The sequence below is a fragment of the Paenibacillus glucanolyticus NBRC 15330 genome, from assembly GCF_004000885.1.
Taxonomy (GTDB): domain Bacteria; phylum Bacillota; class Bacilli; order Paenibacillales; family Paenibacillaceae; genus Paenibacillus_AQ; species Paenibacillus_AQ glucanolyticus.
In genome coordinates this window covers 1-16,188 of sequence record NZ_BIMC01000022.1, presented here as the reverse complement: position 1 = coordinate 16,188, position 16,188 = coordinate 1, and the positions used below count along the sequence as shown (strand labels likewise).

The 16,188-nt window shown below is 49.2% G+C and carries 17 protein-coding genes; all 17 read left to right on the top strand.

Translation table 11 applies throughout. The features are described from left to right. Positions 1–29: 29 nt before the first annotated feature. Positions 30–959 (top strand): ribonuclease Z, encoded by a 930-nt coding sequence (gene rnz / locus PGL02S_RS23580; protein ID WP_036637552.1) that lies wholly within the window; start codon positions 30–32, stop codon positions 957–959. 324 nt (positions 960–1,283) lie between these two features. Next, the gene (locus PGL02S_RS23575) at positions 1,284–2,072 is read left to right on the top strand and encodes a TIGR01457 family HAD-type hydrolase (RefSeq protein WP_036637586.1); all 789 of its coding nucleotides are present in this window, start codon (positions 1,284–1,286) and stop codon (positions 2,070–2,072) included. Between the two features lie 49 nt (positions 2,073–2,121). Beyond that, complete coding sequence (locus PGL02S_RS23570; RefSeq protein WP_006209668.1) at positions 2,122–2,940, top strand: Fpg/Nei family DNA glycosylase; 819 nt, start codon at positions 2,122–2,124, stop codon at positions 2,938–2,940. Continuing rightward, the gene (locus PGL02S_RS23565; RefSeq protein WP_036637553.1) at positions 2,930–3,778 is read left to right on the top strand and encodes a deoxyribonuclease IV; all 849 of its coding nucleotides are present in this window, start codon (positions 2,930–2,932) and stop codon (positions 3,776–3,778) included. Before PGL02S_RS23570 ends, PGL02S_RS23565 begins: the two co-directional genes overlap by 11 nt. A gap of 17 nt (positions 3,779–3,795) precedes the next feature. After that, entirely contained in the window at positions 3,796–4,134 is a 339-nt protein-coding gene (locus tag PGL02S_RS23560; RefSeq protein ID WP_006209670.1) for a cyclic-phosphate processing receiver domain-containing protein, read from the top strand. Next, on the top strand, positions 4,131–4,478 hold the full coding sequence (locus PGL02S_RS23555) for a thioredoxin family protein (protein ID WP_051449105.1): 348 nt from the start codon (positions 4,131–4,133) through the stop codon (positions 4,476–4,478). The genes PGL02S_RS23560 and PGL02S_RS23555 overlap by 4 nt, the downstream gene beginning before the upstream one ends. Beyond that, positions 4,475–5,248, top strand: coding sequence for an ABC transporter ATP-binding protein (locus PGL02S_RS23550; RefSeq protein ID WP_036637555.1), 774 nt, complete (start codon positions 4,475–4,477; stop codon positions 5,246–5,248). The genes PGL02S_RS23555 and PGL02S_RS23550 overlap by 4 nt, the downstream gene beginning before the upstream one ends. Positions 5,249–5,253: 5 nt before the next feature. Further along, positions 5,254–6,330, top strand: a complete 1,077-nt coding sequence (locus PGL02S_RS23545; protein WP_036637557.1) for an SAM-dependent methyltransferase — start codon at positions 5,254–5,256, stop codon at positions 6,328–6,330. Positions 6,331–6,489: 159 nt separating this feature from the next. After that, positions 6,490–7,959: a serine/threonine protein kinase gene (locus PGL02S_RS23540; protein ID WP_036637559.1), complete on the top strand. Its 1,470-nt coding sequence runs from the start codon at positions 6,490–6,492 to the stop codon at positions 7,957–7,959. A 28-nt stretch (positions 7,960–7,987) separates the two neighbouring features. Then, the gene (locus tag PGL02S_RS23535; protein ID WP_036637562.1) at positions 7,988–9,085 is read left to right on the top strand and encodes an SAF domain-containing protein; all 1,098 of its coding nucleotides are present in this window, start codon (positions 7,988–7,990) and stop codon (positions 9,083–9,085) included. A gap of 141 nt (positions 9,086–9,226) precedes the next feature. Then, entirely contained in the window at positions 9,227–9,847 is a 621-nt protein-coding gene (locus tag PGL02S_RS23530) for a hypothetical protein (protein WP_235187306.1), read from the top strand. Next, positions 9,844–10,713, top strand: a complete 870-nt coding sequence (locus PGL02S_RS23525) for a P-loop NTPase family protein (protein WP_006209683.1) — start codon at positions 9,844–9,846, stop codon at positions 10,711–10,713. Before PGL02S_RS23530 ends, PGL02S_RS23525 begins: the two co-directional genes overlap by 4 nt. After that, entirely contained in the window at positions 10,700–12,613 is a 1,914-nt protein-coding gene (locus PGL02S_RS23520) for an ATPase, T2SS/T4P/T4SS family (RefSeq protein WP_063455997.1), read from the top strand. The genes PGL02S_RS23525 and PGL02S_RS23520 overlap by 14 nt, the downstream gene beginning before the upstream one ends. Beyond that, positions 12,603–14,678 (top strand): hypothetical protein, encoded by a 2,076-nt coding sequence (locus tag PGL02S_RS23515; protein WP_036637591.1) that lies wholly within the window; start codon positions 12,603–12,605, stop codon positions 14,676–14,678. The genes PGL02S_RS23520 and PGL02S_RS23515 overlap by 11 nt, the downstream gene beginning before the upstream one ends. Before the next feature lie 77 nt (positions 14,679–14,755). Further along, positions 14,756–15,214 (top strand): hypothetical protein, encoded by a 459-nt coding sequence (locus tag PGL02S_RS23510; RefSeq protein ID WP_006209686.1) that lies wholly within the window; start codon positions 14,756–14,758, stop codon positions 15,212–15,214. A 23-nt stretch (positions 15,215–15,237) separates the two neighbouring features. Beyond that, positions 15,238–15,633: a hypothetical protein gene (locus tag PGL02S_RS23505; RefSeq protein WP_081742705.1), complete on the top strand. Its 396-nt coding sequence runs from the start codon at positions 15,238–15,240 to the stop codon at positions 15,631–15,633. A gap of 5 nt (positions 15,634–15,638) precedes the next feature. Next, the coding region (locus PGL02S_RS23500; protein WP_127502960.1) for a hypothetical protein at positions 15,639–16,188 on the top strand (550 nt) is incomplete at its 3' end.

The following is a 16,188-nucleotide window of genomic DNA, read 5'->3' as shown; positions in this document are numbered from 1 at the left end:
CGGTTTACAACCGAAAGGGGAGAAGAGGGATGGAACTCTATTTTTTAGGAACGAATGCGGGGGTTCCGACGCTGCAGCGTAACGTGACCTCGATTGCACTGCGTTTGCTGGAGGAGCGCAGAAGTTTGTGGCTTTTTGATTGTGGAGAAGGCACACAGCATCAAATATTGAAATCCCCGCTCAAGCTGTCCAAGCTTGAGAAGGTATTCATTACCCATATGCATGGTGATCACATCTTCGGCTTGCCGGGACTGCTTTCGAGCCGCGGTGCCCAAGGCGTGACTTTACCGCTTGCGATTTACGGTCCCCCGGGGATTAAATCGTTCATTGAGACCACATTAAACATCAGCCAATCCCGTGTTCCTTACACGATGGAGATCATGGAGCATACGGGCGGTGTGTTGTTTGAGGACGATAGCTTCCGGGTGGAAGCGGCAAAGCTGGATCATCGAGCGGAGAGCTACGGTTACCGCATAGAGGAGAAAGACCTTCCCGGCAGTCTGGATCTGAAGCGGCTGGAGGCTTACGGGCTCAAGCCGGGACCGTTATACGGAAAGCTGAAAAGAGGAGAGAGCGTGGATCTCGGCGGCGGCAGGTGGATACATGCTTCGGACGTGCTTCTAACTCCGAAAAAGGGCAGAGTGGTTACGATTCTCGGGGATACGCGCCCATGCCCGGGGGTGGAGAGCCTGTCGAAGGGAGCCGATCTTCTCGTTCATGAAGCTACCTTTATGGATGACTTGACGGAGCTCGCTCACGAATATTATCACAGTACAGCTAAGCAGGCAGCAGAGGCAGCAGAACGAGCCGGAGTAAAGACGCTGTTCCTGACCCACTTTAGTTCCCGCTATAAAGATATCGAGCATCTGCAGCCACTGCTTAAGGAAGCGCAGCAGATTTTTGAGGATACACGGCTGGCTGAAGATTTCGGATTGTACCCCATCCAGAGAAGATCGTGAAAATGGAGCAGCTGACCGGCTTACAGGGAAATGTGAAGTGAATTATTTTCCGGGAAAGCGCAGGAAATGACAAACCGATATATATTCGCTGATGCTTGGACAGCCTTCGATTTCTTTCGACTCGGCAGCACCAGGATGAGGCGCCCGGCATGAACCTTGCAACCGGATGTGGGCTTCTTTACAATAATACTACTGGGGTATTTATGTTTGATACATATTCATGATGATGGATGCCGATAACGGATTGGCGAGAATACACTTGTACTTCAGCCGATGAATCATTTAGGGTATGAAGGAAAGAAATAAAGAAGGTGCTATAACATGATGGAAAAACCCAAAGGATTGCTGATAGACCTCGATGGAACACTGTATCACGGCCGCAACCGAATTGAGGGAGCGGATCTTCTCATTGAGCGATTGAAGGAGCTGCAGATTCCGTACCTGTACGTAACCAACAACTCCTCGAGAACACCGGAGCAGGTGGCAGCGCATTTGATGGAAATGGGGATACCTGCTTCGCCAGACGAAGTGTGCACCTCTTCCCTTGCGGCGGCCCGATATATTGCCGAGGAATCGCCGGGAGCCAGAGTTGCGATGCTCGGGGAAGAGGGACTGAGGGAAGCGCTGTTGTCAGCAGGCCTCACGATCGTGGAGGACTCCCCTGAATATGTCATTCAAGGAATTGACCGTGCGTTTCATTACGATAAACTGACCCGTGCTGTCCGCTGGATTCAGGAGGGGGCGGTGTCTGTATTGACCAATCCCGATCTGCTTCTCCCGTCGGATACCGGCTTAATGCCTGGTGCAGGTTCGCTTGGGGCCGCCATTGAAGCTGCTTCCGGAGTTAAGCCGACCGTGATTGGCAAGCCTTCCTCGATTCTGATGAAGTTTGCCTCGGACCGTCTTGGACTGGCACCGGAAGAAACTTATGTGATCGGGGATAATATCCGTACGGATATCGCAGCGGGTGCACATGCCGGATGCAAGACGGTGCTCGTTATGACGGGTATAACGACAGATCTCAACATGGGGGCACATATCGAGGCAACGGGTGTTACGCCGGACTATATATGCCGCGATTTGAGTGAAGTGGTCAAACTGCTGTGTTCGTAAAAAGCGAAGCGTACATAAACTTTTGTGATCGACGAAGGGAAGATGAATCATGCCGGAACTGCCGGAAATGGAGAACTACCGAAGACTGTTATCTCAGAGCATTGTCAATGTACCCATCACAAATGTTGTTGTGAACCGTGAGAAATCACTAAACGTGCCTGTTGATGAGTTTACTTCCGTATTAAAAGGAAGCAAGGTCATTTTTGTGGAACGGAGAGGGAAGCACCTTGTATTTCATCTCCACAACGGAGGCCGGCTGCTGCTTCACTTGATGCTGGGAGGCATTCTGTATTTAGGGCGTATCGATGAAGAGCGTCCTCCCCGTTCTACTCAAGTCGAGATCACGTTTGGTGATCAGGTGTTGTATTTTATCGGTCTGCGCCTGGGTTATTTGCATTTCCTTACGGCAAAAGAAGCCGATGATGCGCTAAAAGAGCTTGGACCTGAGCTGCTGGACCGACGCATGACCAAAGCGCGCTTTGTCCAATTGATCGGAAAGCGGCGTGGCGCATTAAAAACTACGCTGGTCAATCAACAGGTTGTCGCTGGAATCGGTAACTGTTATGCAGATGAGATCGCATTTGATGCCAGAATTCATCCATTGACCAAAATCCAGGATTTGTCGGAGCAGTCTTTGGAGCAGCTGTATGACAGCACCGTTAAGGTAATGAATGAAGCGACTGATGGCGGAGGTTACATGGAGATGCCGTTTCAGGAAGGGGACCAGCTGACAGGAGCCTATAACGATGAATGCAAGGTGTATGATCGCGAAGGAGAGCCTTGCGTTCGCTGCGGTACCGCTATTGCGAAGGCGGAGCATACCTCGCGCAAAGTTTTCTTTTGTCCCCATTGCCAGCATGAAGCCTAAGATCAGGATCGGAAGCCACGTCAGCACCCGGGGCGGATTTCTTGCAGCAGCCCAGCATGCAGCCGGGATCGGTTCGCTGGCCTATCAATATTTCCCGAAAAATCCGCGCAGTCTCCATTTGAAGACGCCGGACATTCGGAATGCTGCCGCATGCGCCAGGTTCTGCCAGGAGCAAGGGATTGTTTCGATTGCGCACACGCCTTATCCGACGAATATGGCGGTAGGGAAGACCCGCGGCGAAGAATTCTACGGGTTGACCGTGGAATCACTCAAGAATGACCTTATAATTGCAGAGGCTTGCGGCTCGCTTGGCATCGTTGTTCATTTTGGGCATCACAAGAGTCAGGATGTGCTGGAAGGCTATCAGAATATTATTCGTTGTTTGAACGATGTGTTATCATCTTGGAAGGGCAAGGCCAAGCTGCTGATCGAGAATCAGGCGGGCGACCATGGATCGATGGGCATGACCCTTGAGGAGAGTGTAAAGGTTAGACAGCTGGCTGATTATCCGGAAAAAATAGGTTTTTGTCTCGATACCTGCCACTTGTTTGCGGCAGGAGGATGGGATATATCCAACACAGGCGAGCTCCTTGCCAGAGGCAAGTCGCTTGGTTACTGGGATTCCCTGGTAGCAGTCCACTTAAACGACTCGAAATATGGAGCCGGTTCGAGAAAAGATCGTCATGCACGTGTCGGGCAAGGTATGATAGGTACAGAAGCGCTGAAGCATTTGGCTCTGGCACAGGAGCTCACGGGCAAGGCATTTGTCCTGGAAAGTGAAAAAGGGGCTGACGGCACACATCGGGAAGACATCGCCAAGGTGCTGTCCTGGTCCTGATTAAGGGAGAGAGTAGTATGATTCATCTGTATTTAGACGACTGGCGTCCTAATCCGAAAGGATTTGCGCTGGCTCGAAACGGGGAAGAATGTCTGTTGATGCTCCGCGAATGCGAAGTGGATGTGCTGTCACTTGATTTTGAGTTGGGGCATGATCAAATGAACGGCGGCGATGTAGTTGCTGCTATGATTGCCGAGAAGCTGCAGGCCAAGGAAATATATCTTCACACCTCAAGTCCTTCAGGCAGAAGAAAAATGTATGAACTGCTCTATGCACATATGCCCGAGGGCGTGCAGGTTCATAATGGACCGATGCCGGAATCCGTAATGCGGGAAGTCGCGCAGGGTACAAGATGATCGAGGTTACACAGCGGGAACTGGTGGAGAGGCTCGAATGGCAAGAGCGTATGGCGAAACGGGATATGGAAGCTGATCCTGTCATCGTATTTTTGCATACGCCATTATGCGGTACATGTGCCGCTGCGCGTAAAATGATCGAAATTGTGGAGCATGTGGTTCCGGATATGAAGCTCCTTGAAGCAGACGTGAATTTTCTTCCGGGCATTGTGGAACGGTATCAAATTCGCAGTGTTCCTGCTCTCTTGGCTGTCCAATCAAGTGCTGGCGCCGTACCGGCTGTGCTGTACCGGATGGGCTCCGTGCAGGATATTGCAAGTTTTGTCAGGAGTGTGAAGCCATGATCTCGTTGCAGCATATATCGCTTGTCCGAGGGGACCGTCATATTCTGGATAATGTCAGCATGGAGATGAGACCGGGAGAAAACTGGGTTATTTTGGGCCGGAATGGTTCAGGCAAGACCACGCTGCTGGAAATGATGATGGGGTATATGTTCCCTTCCAGTGGACGAGTTGAAGTTCTCGGCCATGTATATGGACAATGTGACGTTCGAGATGTCCGCAAATCCATAGGCTATATTAGTCAATCGCTGCTGGAAAAGCTTTCTCTGAGCGACCCGGTGTGGGAAGTAGTCGCCACAGGCGCTTATGCCTTTTTGCGGTTCTATCAGGACATTCCGGAGGAAGCACGGAGTAGAGCCTACACTCTGCTGAATGAGATGAATGTTGGTCATTTGGCAGAGCAGCCTCTCGGAACCTTATCCCAGGGCGAACGAAAAAAAGTAATGCTGGCGCGTTCCCTTATGGCTGATCCGAGGATTCTGATTATGGATGAACCGTGTGCCGGCCTTGATTTGTACGAAAGGGAGAAGATGCTGCTGGAGATTGATTCTCTGAAGCAGCGTAAGATAGCGGTTGTGTACGTTACGCATCATATCGAGGAGATTGTCCCTTTGTTTACTCATGTGGCGCTTATCAAGGACGGACGCTTAACGGCCTCGGGTAGGAAAGAAGAAGTATTAAAACCTGAACTTATCAAACAAACTTATGATATTGACGCTCAGCTGGAATGGAATGGCGGACGTCCCTGGATCAAAGTTATTTCTGGAGGTTAATCCGTTTGGATGAATTAAATGTTATGCAGGGTCTTGAAGAAGAGGATCGGAAAAGTCAGGATTTGCACTGTAAATGGGTGTGCACAGCAAATCATGGATTTGCACCCTATGCCCAAGAAGAGCTGCGCCGGATGTTTGGCAGCCTGAAGAGCACGATGTTGATACCGGGTGAGGTGTTTGTAACAACACTCGGCAGGTCGGAAGAGGAGGCCAAGGGACTGATAATGTCCAAGCCCCCTATTTTTCTACGGCATCTGTTTCCCGTACATCTGGAAATAACGGCGGAAACCGTTGATGAAGCTTTACATGCGGTCGAAGCGTATATACTGAAGCGGGAAGAGATCAGCGGCAGCCGAGTATCCATCCAGATCCGAAAGACGGAGAACAGCTTGTGGACGGAAAACCCGGCAGCGCTCCGGGATGAACTTCAGCATCGTTTGACTCCGCTCCAATTCGAATACACGGTGCAGGCGCCGGAGTGGATCATATCATTGTTCGCAGCGGACGGCTTATGGTATGTAGGCGTGTCGCGGCCAGAGGAGAACCTGTCGGATTGGAACGGAGGCGCAGTCCGTTTTCAACGTGAAGAGGGTCAAATCTCAAGGGCGAAGTTCAAGCTGCTTGAGGCTGAGAAGCAGTTCGGAATCCCATTTGATTCGTTCCGCAAGGCCCTTGATATCGGTGCTGCGCCTGGAGGATGGACTTCCTTTTTGCTGGAGCGCGGCCTGCAGGTTACAGCGGTGGATCCCGCCAAAATGCATCCATCGCTTCACGGACACAAGAACCTGAGGGTCATCCACAAGAACGCGGCCGATGTGTCGTTTAAGGAGCATAGATTCGATCTGCTGGTCTGCGATATGAGCTGGAGTCCGAAACAAACGGCGAAGATGGTGACAGGGCTCCTGTACAGTCTTCAGGCGGGCGGCACGGCAGTCATTACAGTTAAGCTGTTGACCAAGAAACCGATGGCGCTTGTGAAAGAGATCATGGCGGTTTTTGAAGAGGCGAGAATGCAGGTTCAGGGAGCGAAGCAGCTGTTTCATAATCGGGACGAGATTACGCTATATATGATTAAGTATTAAAAAAGTCTTTACAGTTGAATGAATAATGTTTTATAATGATTCTAAAATTAACCAACAACAACTACAGGGAAAGCATCCCGCTATTCATCACGATTTAGTGATGTGGCGGAGTGCTTTCCCTTTTTGTTGTGCTTATAAGACAGGGGAGAGGGCGTAATCATGAAACAGCAGCCTTGCAGATTGCTGCATGGGGAAGTGCTAGGCGAACGTTATGTTATAGATCGTATTATCGGCGAAGGCGGTATGAGCTGCGTATATCTGACGGAGGATTTGAAGCTGCCCGGCAAGAAATGGGCGGTGAAGGAGAGTATGTCTGAGCCCGGTATGCAGCGCGCTGTTCAGGATGAGGCGCAGCTGCTGATTAAACTCAGTCATCCGCGCTTGCCGCGAATCGTTGATTTTTTCCATGTTCAGGATACCGGCTACACCTATTTGGTGATGGATTACATTCAGGGCATGACATTGGAGAAGTACTTTCGGGGATACCGCGGAAACGTGAATCCGGAATTTATCATGGAACTGACAGAGCAATTGCTGGACGTGCTGGAGTATCTCCATGGTCATGAGCCTCAGGTCATATTCCGGGACTTAAAGCCATCGAACATCATGCTGACCGATCAGCTGGAGGTTCGACTCATCGATTTTGGCATCGCGAGAAGTTACAAGCAGGAGAGCGGCGAGGATACGGTCAAGCTTGGAACGGTCGGATTTGCAGCACCGGAGCAGTATGGGGGAAGGCAAAGCGATGCGCGATCGGATCTGTATGGGTTAGGCGCGCTGCTGCTATATCTCTCAACCAGTGGCAAGTTCAGTGAATGGATCACAGGCGTGGAGCGTCATATTCGTGGTGACTTGCCAAGAGAACTGGTGCCTGTTATCCGTAAACTGCTGCAATATGCACCCGAGCATCGATATCAATCCACGATGGAAGTGCGTTCTGCATTCAGCAGGCAGCAGTCGATTCCCGTGAATAGTTCGGGGGTTCAGTCCGGTACGGTTGCCGGGACGCTGGTGGCTGCTGTGCTAGGTGCATCGTCAGGTGTAGGAACTACACATAGCTGTATTGCGTTTGGACATTTCCTGGCTTCGCGATATGGAAAAGTGGCGATTGTGGAAATGAGCGCGAAATCCACCGCATTCAGCCGGATTCAGGAAATCGCGGAAGGCGGAAAGCTTGGGTCCATTCGAAAGTTTGAAATCAATGGAATTCACTTTTGGCGCCAAACGGCCAGAACGGAGGTCATCTCGCTGCTGGGTGGCAGTTATGATGCGGTTGTCCTCGATTTGGGGTCCTATCGTGACAGCGAACGGTTGGAGGAATTCCTTCGGGCCGATCTGCCGATCGTGATCGGTTCAGGAGCGGAGTGGCGGCAGCATGATGTGGTGACGCTAGCCCGGATGCTGTCCAGACATCCTCAGCCTGGACGGATTTATGCACTGCCGCTCGCGGGGGAAGAAACGATTCAGGAGATGAGGAAAGCGCTTGGAACGAGCAAAGTTCATGCATTGCCTCTGCAATCGGATCCATTTGAGATACCGAATAGCAGCCAACAGACATTTGCCCAAGTATTTCAGGACTATCTGCCTTCGACAGAACGGAAGCGAAGATTCAGGTTTCGAAAGAATTAACCGCATTTGATATGAAGGAGATGAAGCAATGCCGATTATCAGGCGGCGGAGCCGCAAGCTGATATTTGCCGGACTTGCCGGCGCAGCCGTGACAGGTGCCCTGTGTGCCGGCACCATGATTTACTATCTGAACGGCTATAAGGAACAGCAGGGTGAAGAGCGAATGAAATACGAGCTGCGGATCACGGAGCTGGAAGAGACGCAGCTTCAGCAGTTGAACTCGATGCAGGTTGCATGGGTTCCAGTAAGAGATATTCCTCCTGGACATTTCATTGAGGCAAAGGATATTAAGGAAGTTCGGCTGCCGTATGAAGGGGCTTCTAACAATCTTCTTTCGGTCAAGGAGGAGATCGCCGGGAAGGGGGTAAAGATCGAACTGCTGCAAGGAACACCTATCACGCGCACGATGCTGTTTGAAGAGGAGCCTACTCCGTCAGATCTGCGTCATCGGGAGATGAAATCCGTATATTTGCCAAGTAATTTGAGACAGGGGGACGTTGTGGATGTCCGGGTTCAATTCCCGACAGGACAGGATTACATTATTTTGTCCAAGAAGAAGATTGACAGGTTTCAAAATCCGGCATTCTGGACGACGTTAAGTGAACAGGAGATTCTTCTGCTCTCCAGTGCTTTGGTTGACGCTTACCTTCATGGTGCAACACTGTATGCACTTACTTATGTTGAACCGGAGCTGCAGGATAAGGCGATTCCCAACTATCCGCCGAATGAGGAAGTATCCAGCCTGATTGCAAGCAATCCGAACATAGTGAAGAAAGCGGAAAAGCATCTGGAGATTTCGCTTCGGAGCACGCTGGAAGAGGATTTAAGCAAACTTAATTCGAATCAGCAGGTTCAGGCTTCTGATGTGCACTATAGTTCCACGTTTGGAGGCAGTGCCAGAAGTCCGGACTCTTGGAGCCCGGCATCCACTAACAGCACTCCAGCGACACCTCCTGCTAATAGCAGTTCGGCTGATAACCAATCTGACGAACAGGGGGATACCCCGCTACGCGGTGAGATGGATCTTGAAGCTGAGCAGATTCTGGGAACACAGGGAACAGCGGATCCAAAGCCCACAACAGAAGTGGGAACACCTGATGCGGATTTGATATTCTCAAGTCCCTGAGCGGGAACATATTGATCTTGAATAACAGATAGGCGAATGAAGGAGTGTTAGCAATTGAAGACTTGGATATTTACGGGCATCTGTGATAAGAGCGACTTGCTTTTGTATATGTGCAAAATATTAGCGTTCGGAGATAACAGGGTGTTGCTAGTGGATGGTGCGCTTGATGCGAAGTACAAACATTGCATAGGCGTGATGCATCCTAAACTGCCGATCATTGAGTTTGCCGGGTTTGATGTGGCAACCGGATTTCAGAATTACTCTTCACTGAGGAAATATTTGGAAGGAAGAGATGAGAAGACGTATGACTACGTCATTATGGATGTAGAGAAATCGCAATTTTTGGATAAGAATCAATGGGATGAAGCCGATGCCTATGTTTGGGTCAGCGGATTCGAGGTAACAGGACTGAGAAAGAGCTCAGCTTTGCTGGATGAGCTAAGAGCTGCAAGAATAGATGATCCATTACCACCGTTCCATCGGGTATACGTTCAGGTGATCGAAGATTTAACAGATGAAGCTTACATCGAAGGTTATCTGGAAGAAAGTCGGATCGAGTGGCTGGGTCCACCCGTGAAAATGCCGTGGGACGAACTGTTTTTCGCCCTGAAAATTAAGAATGAGCATGCGGGTAGACTGGGCATTAAGCCATTGTCCAGGCAGTATAAGCGATCCCTTACTGAACTTATCCGCAGATTGTCGGAGATGGAACAGCGGCATATCCGCCGGGCGTTAAGGCAAGCAGGAAGGAGGCATGCATGAGTCTGATTGCTGTGTGGAGTCCGTTGAGGGGCGGCAGTGGCAGTACCATGCTGGCCACAAGCCTGCCCATCGTGCTGGCGTTCGAGTATCAGGTCAAAGTGCTGCTGGCACATGGCGGATACCATGGAGAACGAGTGGAACAAGCATTTACACATCGAAAGGAAACGCTGGATTATATTACGGCTTTCCAGGACAGCGGCATGGATGCCTTGGAAAGGCTTGATGCAAGTGGGAGATTGAGTCCAGAGAATGTACGCAATTATACCCTGCCGCTTTTGTCAGACCGACTGGATCTGCTGTGTGGGCCGCGGCATATGCCTGAGCATGAATTCGAATCGGCCAAGCATGCGGAGGATGGGAATCAGGCCACCCTAATGAACAGAGTCATGGAATCCTCCAAGCGAAGTTATGATGTCACGATAGCCGATGCAGGGAATGGAGCACCTGGGGCCTCAGACCGAGCAATATTACTAGGTGCTGACCTGATCGTAGTGGCTTTGAACCAAAATTTGCATGCGCTTGAGCGAGAACTTGTACAGGAACGATTGCCCTCTGAGCTTACGGACAAGCACCGGCTGTATGTAATCGGCAAATATGATCGGGAGAGCAATTGCACTCTGCAAAATATCAAGCGTCGCTTTGGCATTAAAAACGTGGTGCTCGGTGTTCCGTATTGTTCCGGCATGACGGATGCATGGAATATGCGTTCGATTTTGCCCTATATGCAGCGCAGCCGGGGAGGTGCTGACCTTAGACGGATGAATCCTCTTTATAACGCCGTGCATCATGTAGCCGACGCTGCTGCCGAGCAGTTGGGTCTGCCTGCCGGTGCTTCGAAAGCGGGGGGCTTGCATGCTTTCGGGTAGCTCTTTGAATATGGTTTGGATCGTAATCTTGATTTTGTTTGCGCTGTTGTTTGTATACCTTCGCTATTTGGACACAAAGAAAACAGCCGCTGACATGACAAGGGGAACGGACCCGTATTCACTCGGGTCCATGACAGAGTTTGTTAAGGATACCCTGCATCAACTGACGCATAGTCAACTGTCCGATTTAGGACTCCATGAAGTAGAGTATCGAAGAAGATTGAACAAGCGAAGTGAATTGAGACGCGCTCTCAAAGGCTGCGTATCAGGTGATGTACTGGACAAGGCTTATGTAAAGGATTTCTTAAAACAGCTGCTTGTCAGCCATTTGGGTTTGAATGAGTCCAATATTAATGCTGCAATTTCGTTCGAGAATCAGCTGGACCTGACAGCCCAGGATCAATTCGAAATCGTCTTATACCTATATAAACAGAGACATGGTGAGGATGCCTTGTCTGTACTGGTCGAAACATATGATCTTGCCAGACCGCGGGTGATCCCCGGTTATGGAGAGGGCGGCGTATATGCGGTTACGGCGGATGACATGGCTTATATTTATGAGTCCGAGCAGCGCCCGCTCTTGTTTCAGGAGAAGCTGGATATCGTGGTTCAACGCATTTATCAGCAGTACAAAGGCTTTTCTGTTGTGGATGAAATCAGAGATCAGCGTATTGACGGGGTTAGCGGTGGAGTTAGCGGGATAACTGTCGACCGTGACAGCGGACAGGAGATCTTTCGTTCTCACGATGATTTTTTGGGAATTGGGGCACAGCACGCCGGATTACCTTCAACGGGCTGTGAAAGTGTGTGGATTTTTTACCGGGGGATATCGATGCATCTGGGCTTCCTTTCGTTTGGGTCGATGCTGGAACTGAAGAGGGTATGTCAGAACATATACAAATACAATCATCCCGGACAGCTTTCCGAAGCCAGCGGTTACAAGGTAAATGAGATGAAGGATGGTTCACGGGTCGTCGTGGTTAGACCTCCGTTTGCAGAATCCTGGGCATTTTTTGTTCGCAAATTCGATCTGCCTAAGGTTTCGCTTGATCAGTTGATTACGGGCAGCGGTGCGGAACTGCCGATTGGATTGTTGAAATATTTGATGAGGGGCAGTCGGATTACGGCTATCACCGGTGCACAAGGGTCGGGAAAAACAACGCTGCTTATGGCGATGGTGGGCCACATATATGCGTCCTATACGCTTCGGGTTCAGGAAATGGCCTTTGAGCTGCATTTGAGGAAGATCTACAGCCGAAGGAACATCCTCAGCTTCAGGGAAACGGAACACATAAGCGGGCAGGCAGGCCTGGATCTTCAGAAGAAAACGGACGGTACGGTCAATATTCTTGGCGAGGTAGCTAGTGACGAGGTAGCTTCATGGATGATTCAGATGTCCCAAGTGGCCAGTTTGTTCACGGTATTTACCCATCATGCCAAGACATTCAAGGATCTGGTTCAATCGCTGCGCAATTCCCTGCTCAAGAGTGGAGTATTCAGACAGGAGCACATTGCCGAGCAGCAGGTAATCAGTGTCATCAACTTTGATGTTCATCTTAGAAGAGATGCGAATGGCAACCGTTACATAGAGCGCATTACAGAATGTATCCCGATAGAGAAGGGGACATTCCCAGACATCAATATAAACTCGGATAGTGGCAGCTTGAAGAAACGTTTGGAGGAATATTTCAAGCTGAGTGCAGAGCATATACGGAGATTGAATGAAGAAGGTCATTTTATATCCCGCAATGTGATTGAGTACCGGGATGGAGTGTATATAGCTGCTGCCAAGCTATCCGAGCGCAGTATCCTCGAAATGACGGAGCAGATGCAGCCGGAAGATGCGGAAGAATTCAAAGCATTTCTGACTGCAGGTTGGGGGGGAGAAGGTGACCTCTAAAGATGTGCTGATCCTGGTTTTCATTATATCTCTGCTGCTATTTGCGATCACCATGGGTATCGTGTTATGGCTATCCAGAAGACGAGTTTTTCATAGAGGAAGCGTCGGAAGGGCAGAGATGGGAGAAAACAAGCCACTGCGTGAGATGTACCGACAGTGGTTTCAATTGGCCTATATGTACGGGGTGAAAATCCCCTTGGTCCGATCTTATCTCAAACGGATCAGGCAGAGAATCGCGATCATTCATCCTTACGATGAAATCGCGCTTCGGTTTGAGACGATGAAACTTGCCTTCGCTATAACAGGCACCCTCACGCTAACAGCGTTACTGCTTATATGGAGCCAACCGGACTTCGGATTTATGGTCATTGTCATTCTTGCGGCTGCGGTTATTAACAATATGCTTGTTGAGATGTTCATCAATCGCCTGGAGCGAAGAGTGCTCGTTCAATCGGTTGAATTATTCTCTCTAGTCCGTCATCACTATCAGCAGCATGGCATGGTGGAGGAAGCGCTGTACGAGGGTGCTGAAACCTCCGGACACGAAATATCAATTCATGCACATCGAATTTACAATGCCTTGGTATCCAATGATCCCGACGAAGAGTTGGAACGTTATTATGAGGTGGCACCTAATCGTTATCTTAAGGCTTTTGCGGGCATTTCCCACCTTGTTATGGAGTTTGGCGATCACGCCAGAAAGCAAGGCTCCATCTACCTGCATGGATTAAGCGGATTGACAAAGGAAATCCAATTGGAAATATTGAGAAGAGACAAGCTCGATTATTTGATGAAGGGCTTGAATGTTATCGCATTGGCACCTGTTTTCTTTACGAAACCGATCGAACGCTGGGCAAGAAGCAGTTTTCCTTCAATGGATGAATTTTATATGAGCAAGCTTGGTTTTATTACCAAGATTTCGATTTATGTCATTATTCTAATCTCGTACGTCCTGCTGCAGAAGCTTCAGCAGAATCGAGAAACGGATTACCGTGCAGGGGTAGAGAAAAAAGTCACTTGGGAAGAGAGACTGTATCGTATTTCTTTCGTTCGTAGGCTTGTGGATATGATGGCACCGAGCCCTGGTACGTTGAACTATGACAGACAACTCCGACTATTAAAGGAAAGCAATGCAAGAATCAAATTCGAATGGTTATATGTCAGAAGGTTAACGTTCTTTTTCTTGGCTTTTTTCCTTTCGTTATCGCTGGCAATGGGTCTGCATGTCCAGGCTAAACATCAATTGTTGTATGTTCCCGCAGCGTTGAACAATTCACTGTTCGGTCAGATGAGTGAGATCGAACGACGGCAGGCAGAAGAGACTGTGGAACAGGATCGGCTGTTGATGGAGCAATTGCAAATGTCTCCGAATGTCACCCACGATCAGGTTAAGCACATGGTAAGCGAAACGGATCAGATGGGACTGACTATGGAGCAGCTTGATATCATAACTGATCGAATCATGATAAAGCTGCAGCGATATGATGGCGAATATCTAAAATGGTGGGAGCTGCTGTTGTCCTTTTTGACAGGGATGGCAGCATACGGAGCCCCTCTATGGCTGCTGTATTTTCACCGGAAAGTGCACAATATGGAAATGCGGCATGAAGTATATCAGTTCCAGACGGTCATATCTATATTGCGGGGGATGGAACGAATCTCGGTTGAGGGCATATTGGAATGGCTTAATCGATTCGCCGTCATATTTAAGATCCCGATCCAAAAAAGCCTGCTGCATTATGAGCATGGAGCCCAATTGGCTTTGCTGGAGCTGAAGGAAGATGTTTGGTTCCCTGACTTTCAACGATTGGTAGACAAATTGCTGCTTGCGGTAGATAAAGTACCGATCAAGGACGTATTCGATGATCTGGATGGCGAGATGATCTTCAGCTTCGAGCAGCGCAAACAGGAATATGAGGCGATGATTGATACGAAGGCGGCATGGGCGCGATTGATCGGTTTTACCCCTATGTATGCTCTGATCTTTATGTATCTGGTCATTCCCTTAATTGGTATGAGTTTTTCCCAGATGGAAACGTATTATGAGCAAATCCAGCGTTTGTAGATGCTGCCGCGAGTGTAGTGTAGTGTCGTCATGATTCGTAGACTCAAATAATAAATGAGAAAAAGAGGGAGATTTCAATGAATAATGCATCATCAGCTCTGAAGGTGGCCGCGGGAATATTTTTGACAATTGCTCTGATCACCATTGTTGTTATTTTGTTTATTTCGGCACAGGAAGCTACCAAAACCGCACAGAACAATTTCTCGGATATTCAAACAGAGCTGTCCCAGGCAGCTTTCACCGTTTATGACGGTACAACGATCAGCGGATCTCAGGTTACGAATGCACTTCGCAAGTACAAGGATAAGGATCAGTTCGGGGTTTTCATAGCAACCGGAAAAAACAAAGCAGGGCAATGGTACGGTAATGTTTTGGAGACGGACGGATCTATCCTGAATCCGGATTCGAGGCAAGGGAATATCAATCTCGTAATGGATGAGAAGAGCACGGAGTATGTCAACCCAAGCGGAAAATTCAGGGCGACTATTGTTAAGGATAATTCCAATGTGATCAGGGGCATCAAGTTTGATCAATAGTTATTTTTGGAAGGTGACGCGTCGTGCGTGAACAAACGATAAATATGCTTGAATTGGCAGCTGGGGTGACATTGTTTATAGGTGCCTGTATGTATGCCGTTAATATGCAGACCTTCCTCGACCAAGGCATAAGCGCCGCGGGCAGGATGACGCAGGAGCAGCATGCCGGAGTGACAACAGTGGAGATGATGAACGAGGGTAGAAATCTGACCTATAAGGGAAGCGAAGTATTGTTTACTCTTCGTGAGGTTCAGACGAATGTTTACGATATGTCCGTGGACGGAATACGATTCAGCTCAGGCAGTAATCCAGAAGAGCTGGATCTGTCGATTATCGATATGAGCGCTCGTTATGGCGTGCAGTATCTTCGCGGAACCAATGGAGAAGTGGATAGCATCCAGTTTGTTAAAGTGAGGTAGCAACAATGTCAAATTCGGTTTCGAAATGGTTTGCGGCTTTTCTGGCACTTCTTCTGCTCTATTTAGTTCCCGCGGGCGAGATGGCCAGAAGGCAGGATGACCTGTCACGGCTCGTTGTCTATCAATCCGTTACCAAGTTCGTAGACAGCGTTCGTACGAAGGGATATATTACCCCTATCATGTACAATGATTTCCTGCAAGAGCTGGCAGCCACCGGGAACATGTACAGCGTGGAGATGGAGCATCACCATAAGAAATACCATCCCGAATATGGCGATCCTTCAGATCCGGACACATTCCTGAACCGCTACTCCGTTGTATACGATGCCTATTATCAGGACGATGTAATGCGATATCTGTTTCCGGATTCGCATGTTGCCAAGGAAGATGACAGCCGTAGATACCGCCTAACGGCCGGCGATCACTTCCAGGTAAGCGTTCGGAGCTTGAATCGTACACCCGGATTGTTGATATTCGATGCATTGACAGGATCAAATTCAGGCGGGAAGGCAGCTATCGCTTTTCCTTACGGAGGTTTGGTTCTTAATGAAGATT

Excerpts from the sequence above, each read along its gene's own strand:
- rnz (WP_036637552.1), top strand. The coding sequence starts at position 30 with ATGGAACTCTATTTTTTAGGAACGAATGCGGGGGTTCCGACGCTGCAG.
- PGL02S_RS23520 (WP_063455997.1), top strand. The coding sequence starts at position 10,700 with ATGCTTTCGGGTAGCTCTTTGAATATGGTTTGGATCGTAATCTTGATT.
- PGL02S_RS23550 (WP_036637555.1), top strand. The coding sequence starts at position 4,475 with ATGATCTCGTTGCAGCATATATCGCTTGTCCGAGGGGACCGTCATATT.
- PGL02S_RS23555 (WP_051449105.1), top strand. The coding sequence starts at position 4,131 with ATGATCGAGGTTACACAGCGGGAACTGGTGGAGAGGCTCGAATGGCAA.
- PGL02S_RS23535 (WP_036637562.1), top strand. The coding sequence starts at position 7,988 with ATGCCGATTATCAGGCGGCGGAGCCGCAAGCTGATATTTGCCGGACTT.
- PGL02S_RS23565 (WP_036637553.1), top strand. The coding sequence starts at position 2,930 with ATGAAGCCTAAGATCAGGATCGGAAGCCACGTCAGCACCCGGGGCGGA.
- PGL02S_RS23540 (WP_036637559.1), top strand. The coding sequence starts at position 6,490 with ATGAAACAGCAGCCTTGCAGATTGCTGCATGGGGAAGTGCTAGGCGAA.
- PGL02S_RS23560 (WP_006209670.1), top strand. The coding sequence starts at position 3,796 with ATGATTCATCTGTATTTAGACGACTGGCGTCCTAATCCGAAAGGATTT.
- PGL02S_RS23525 (WP_006209683.1), top strand. The coding sequence starts at position 9,844 with ATGAGTCTGATTGCTGTGTGGAGTCCGTTGAGGGGCGGCAGTGGCAGT.
- PGL02S_RS23510 (WP_006209686.1), top strand. The coding sequence starts at position 14,756 with ATGAATAATGCATCATCAGCTCTGAAGGTGGCCGCGGGAATATTTTTG.
- PGL02S_RS23575 (WP_036637586.1), top strand. The coding sequence starts at position 1,284 with ATGGAAAAACCCAAAGGATTGCTGATAGACCTCGATGGAACACTGTAT.
- PGL02S_RS23570 (WP_006209668.1), top strand. The coding sequence starts at position 2,122 with ATGCCGGAACTGCCGGAAATGGAGAACTACCGAAGACTGTTATCTCAG.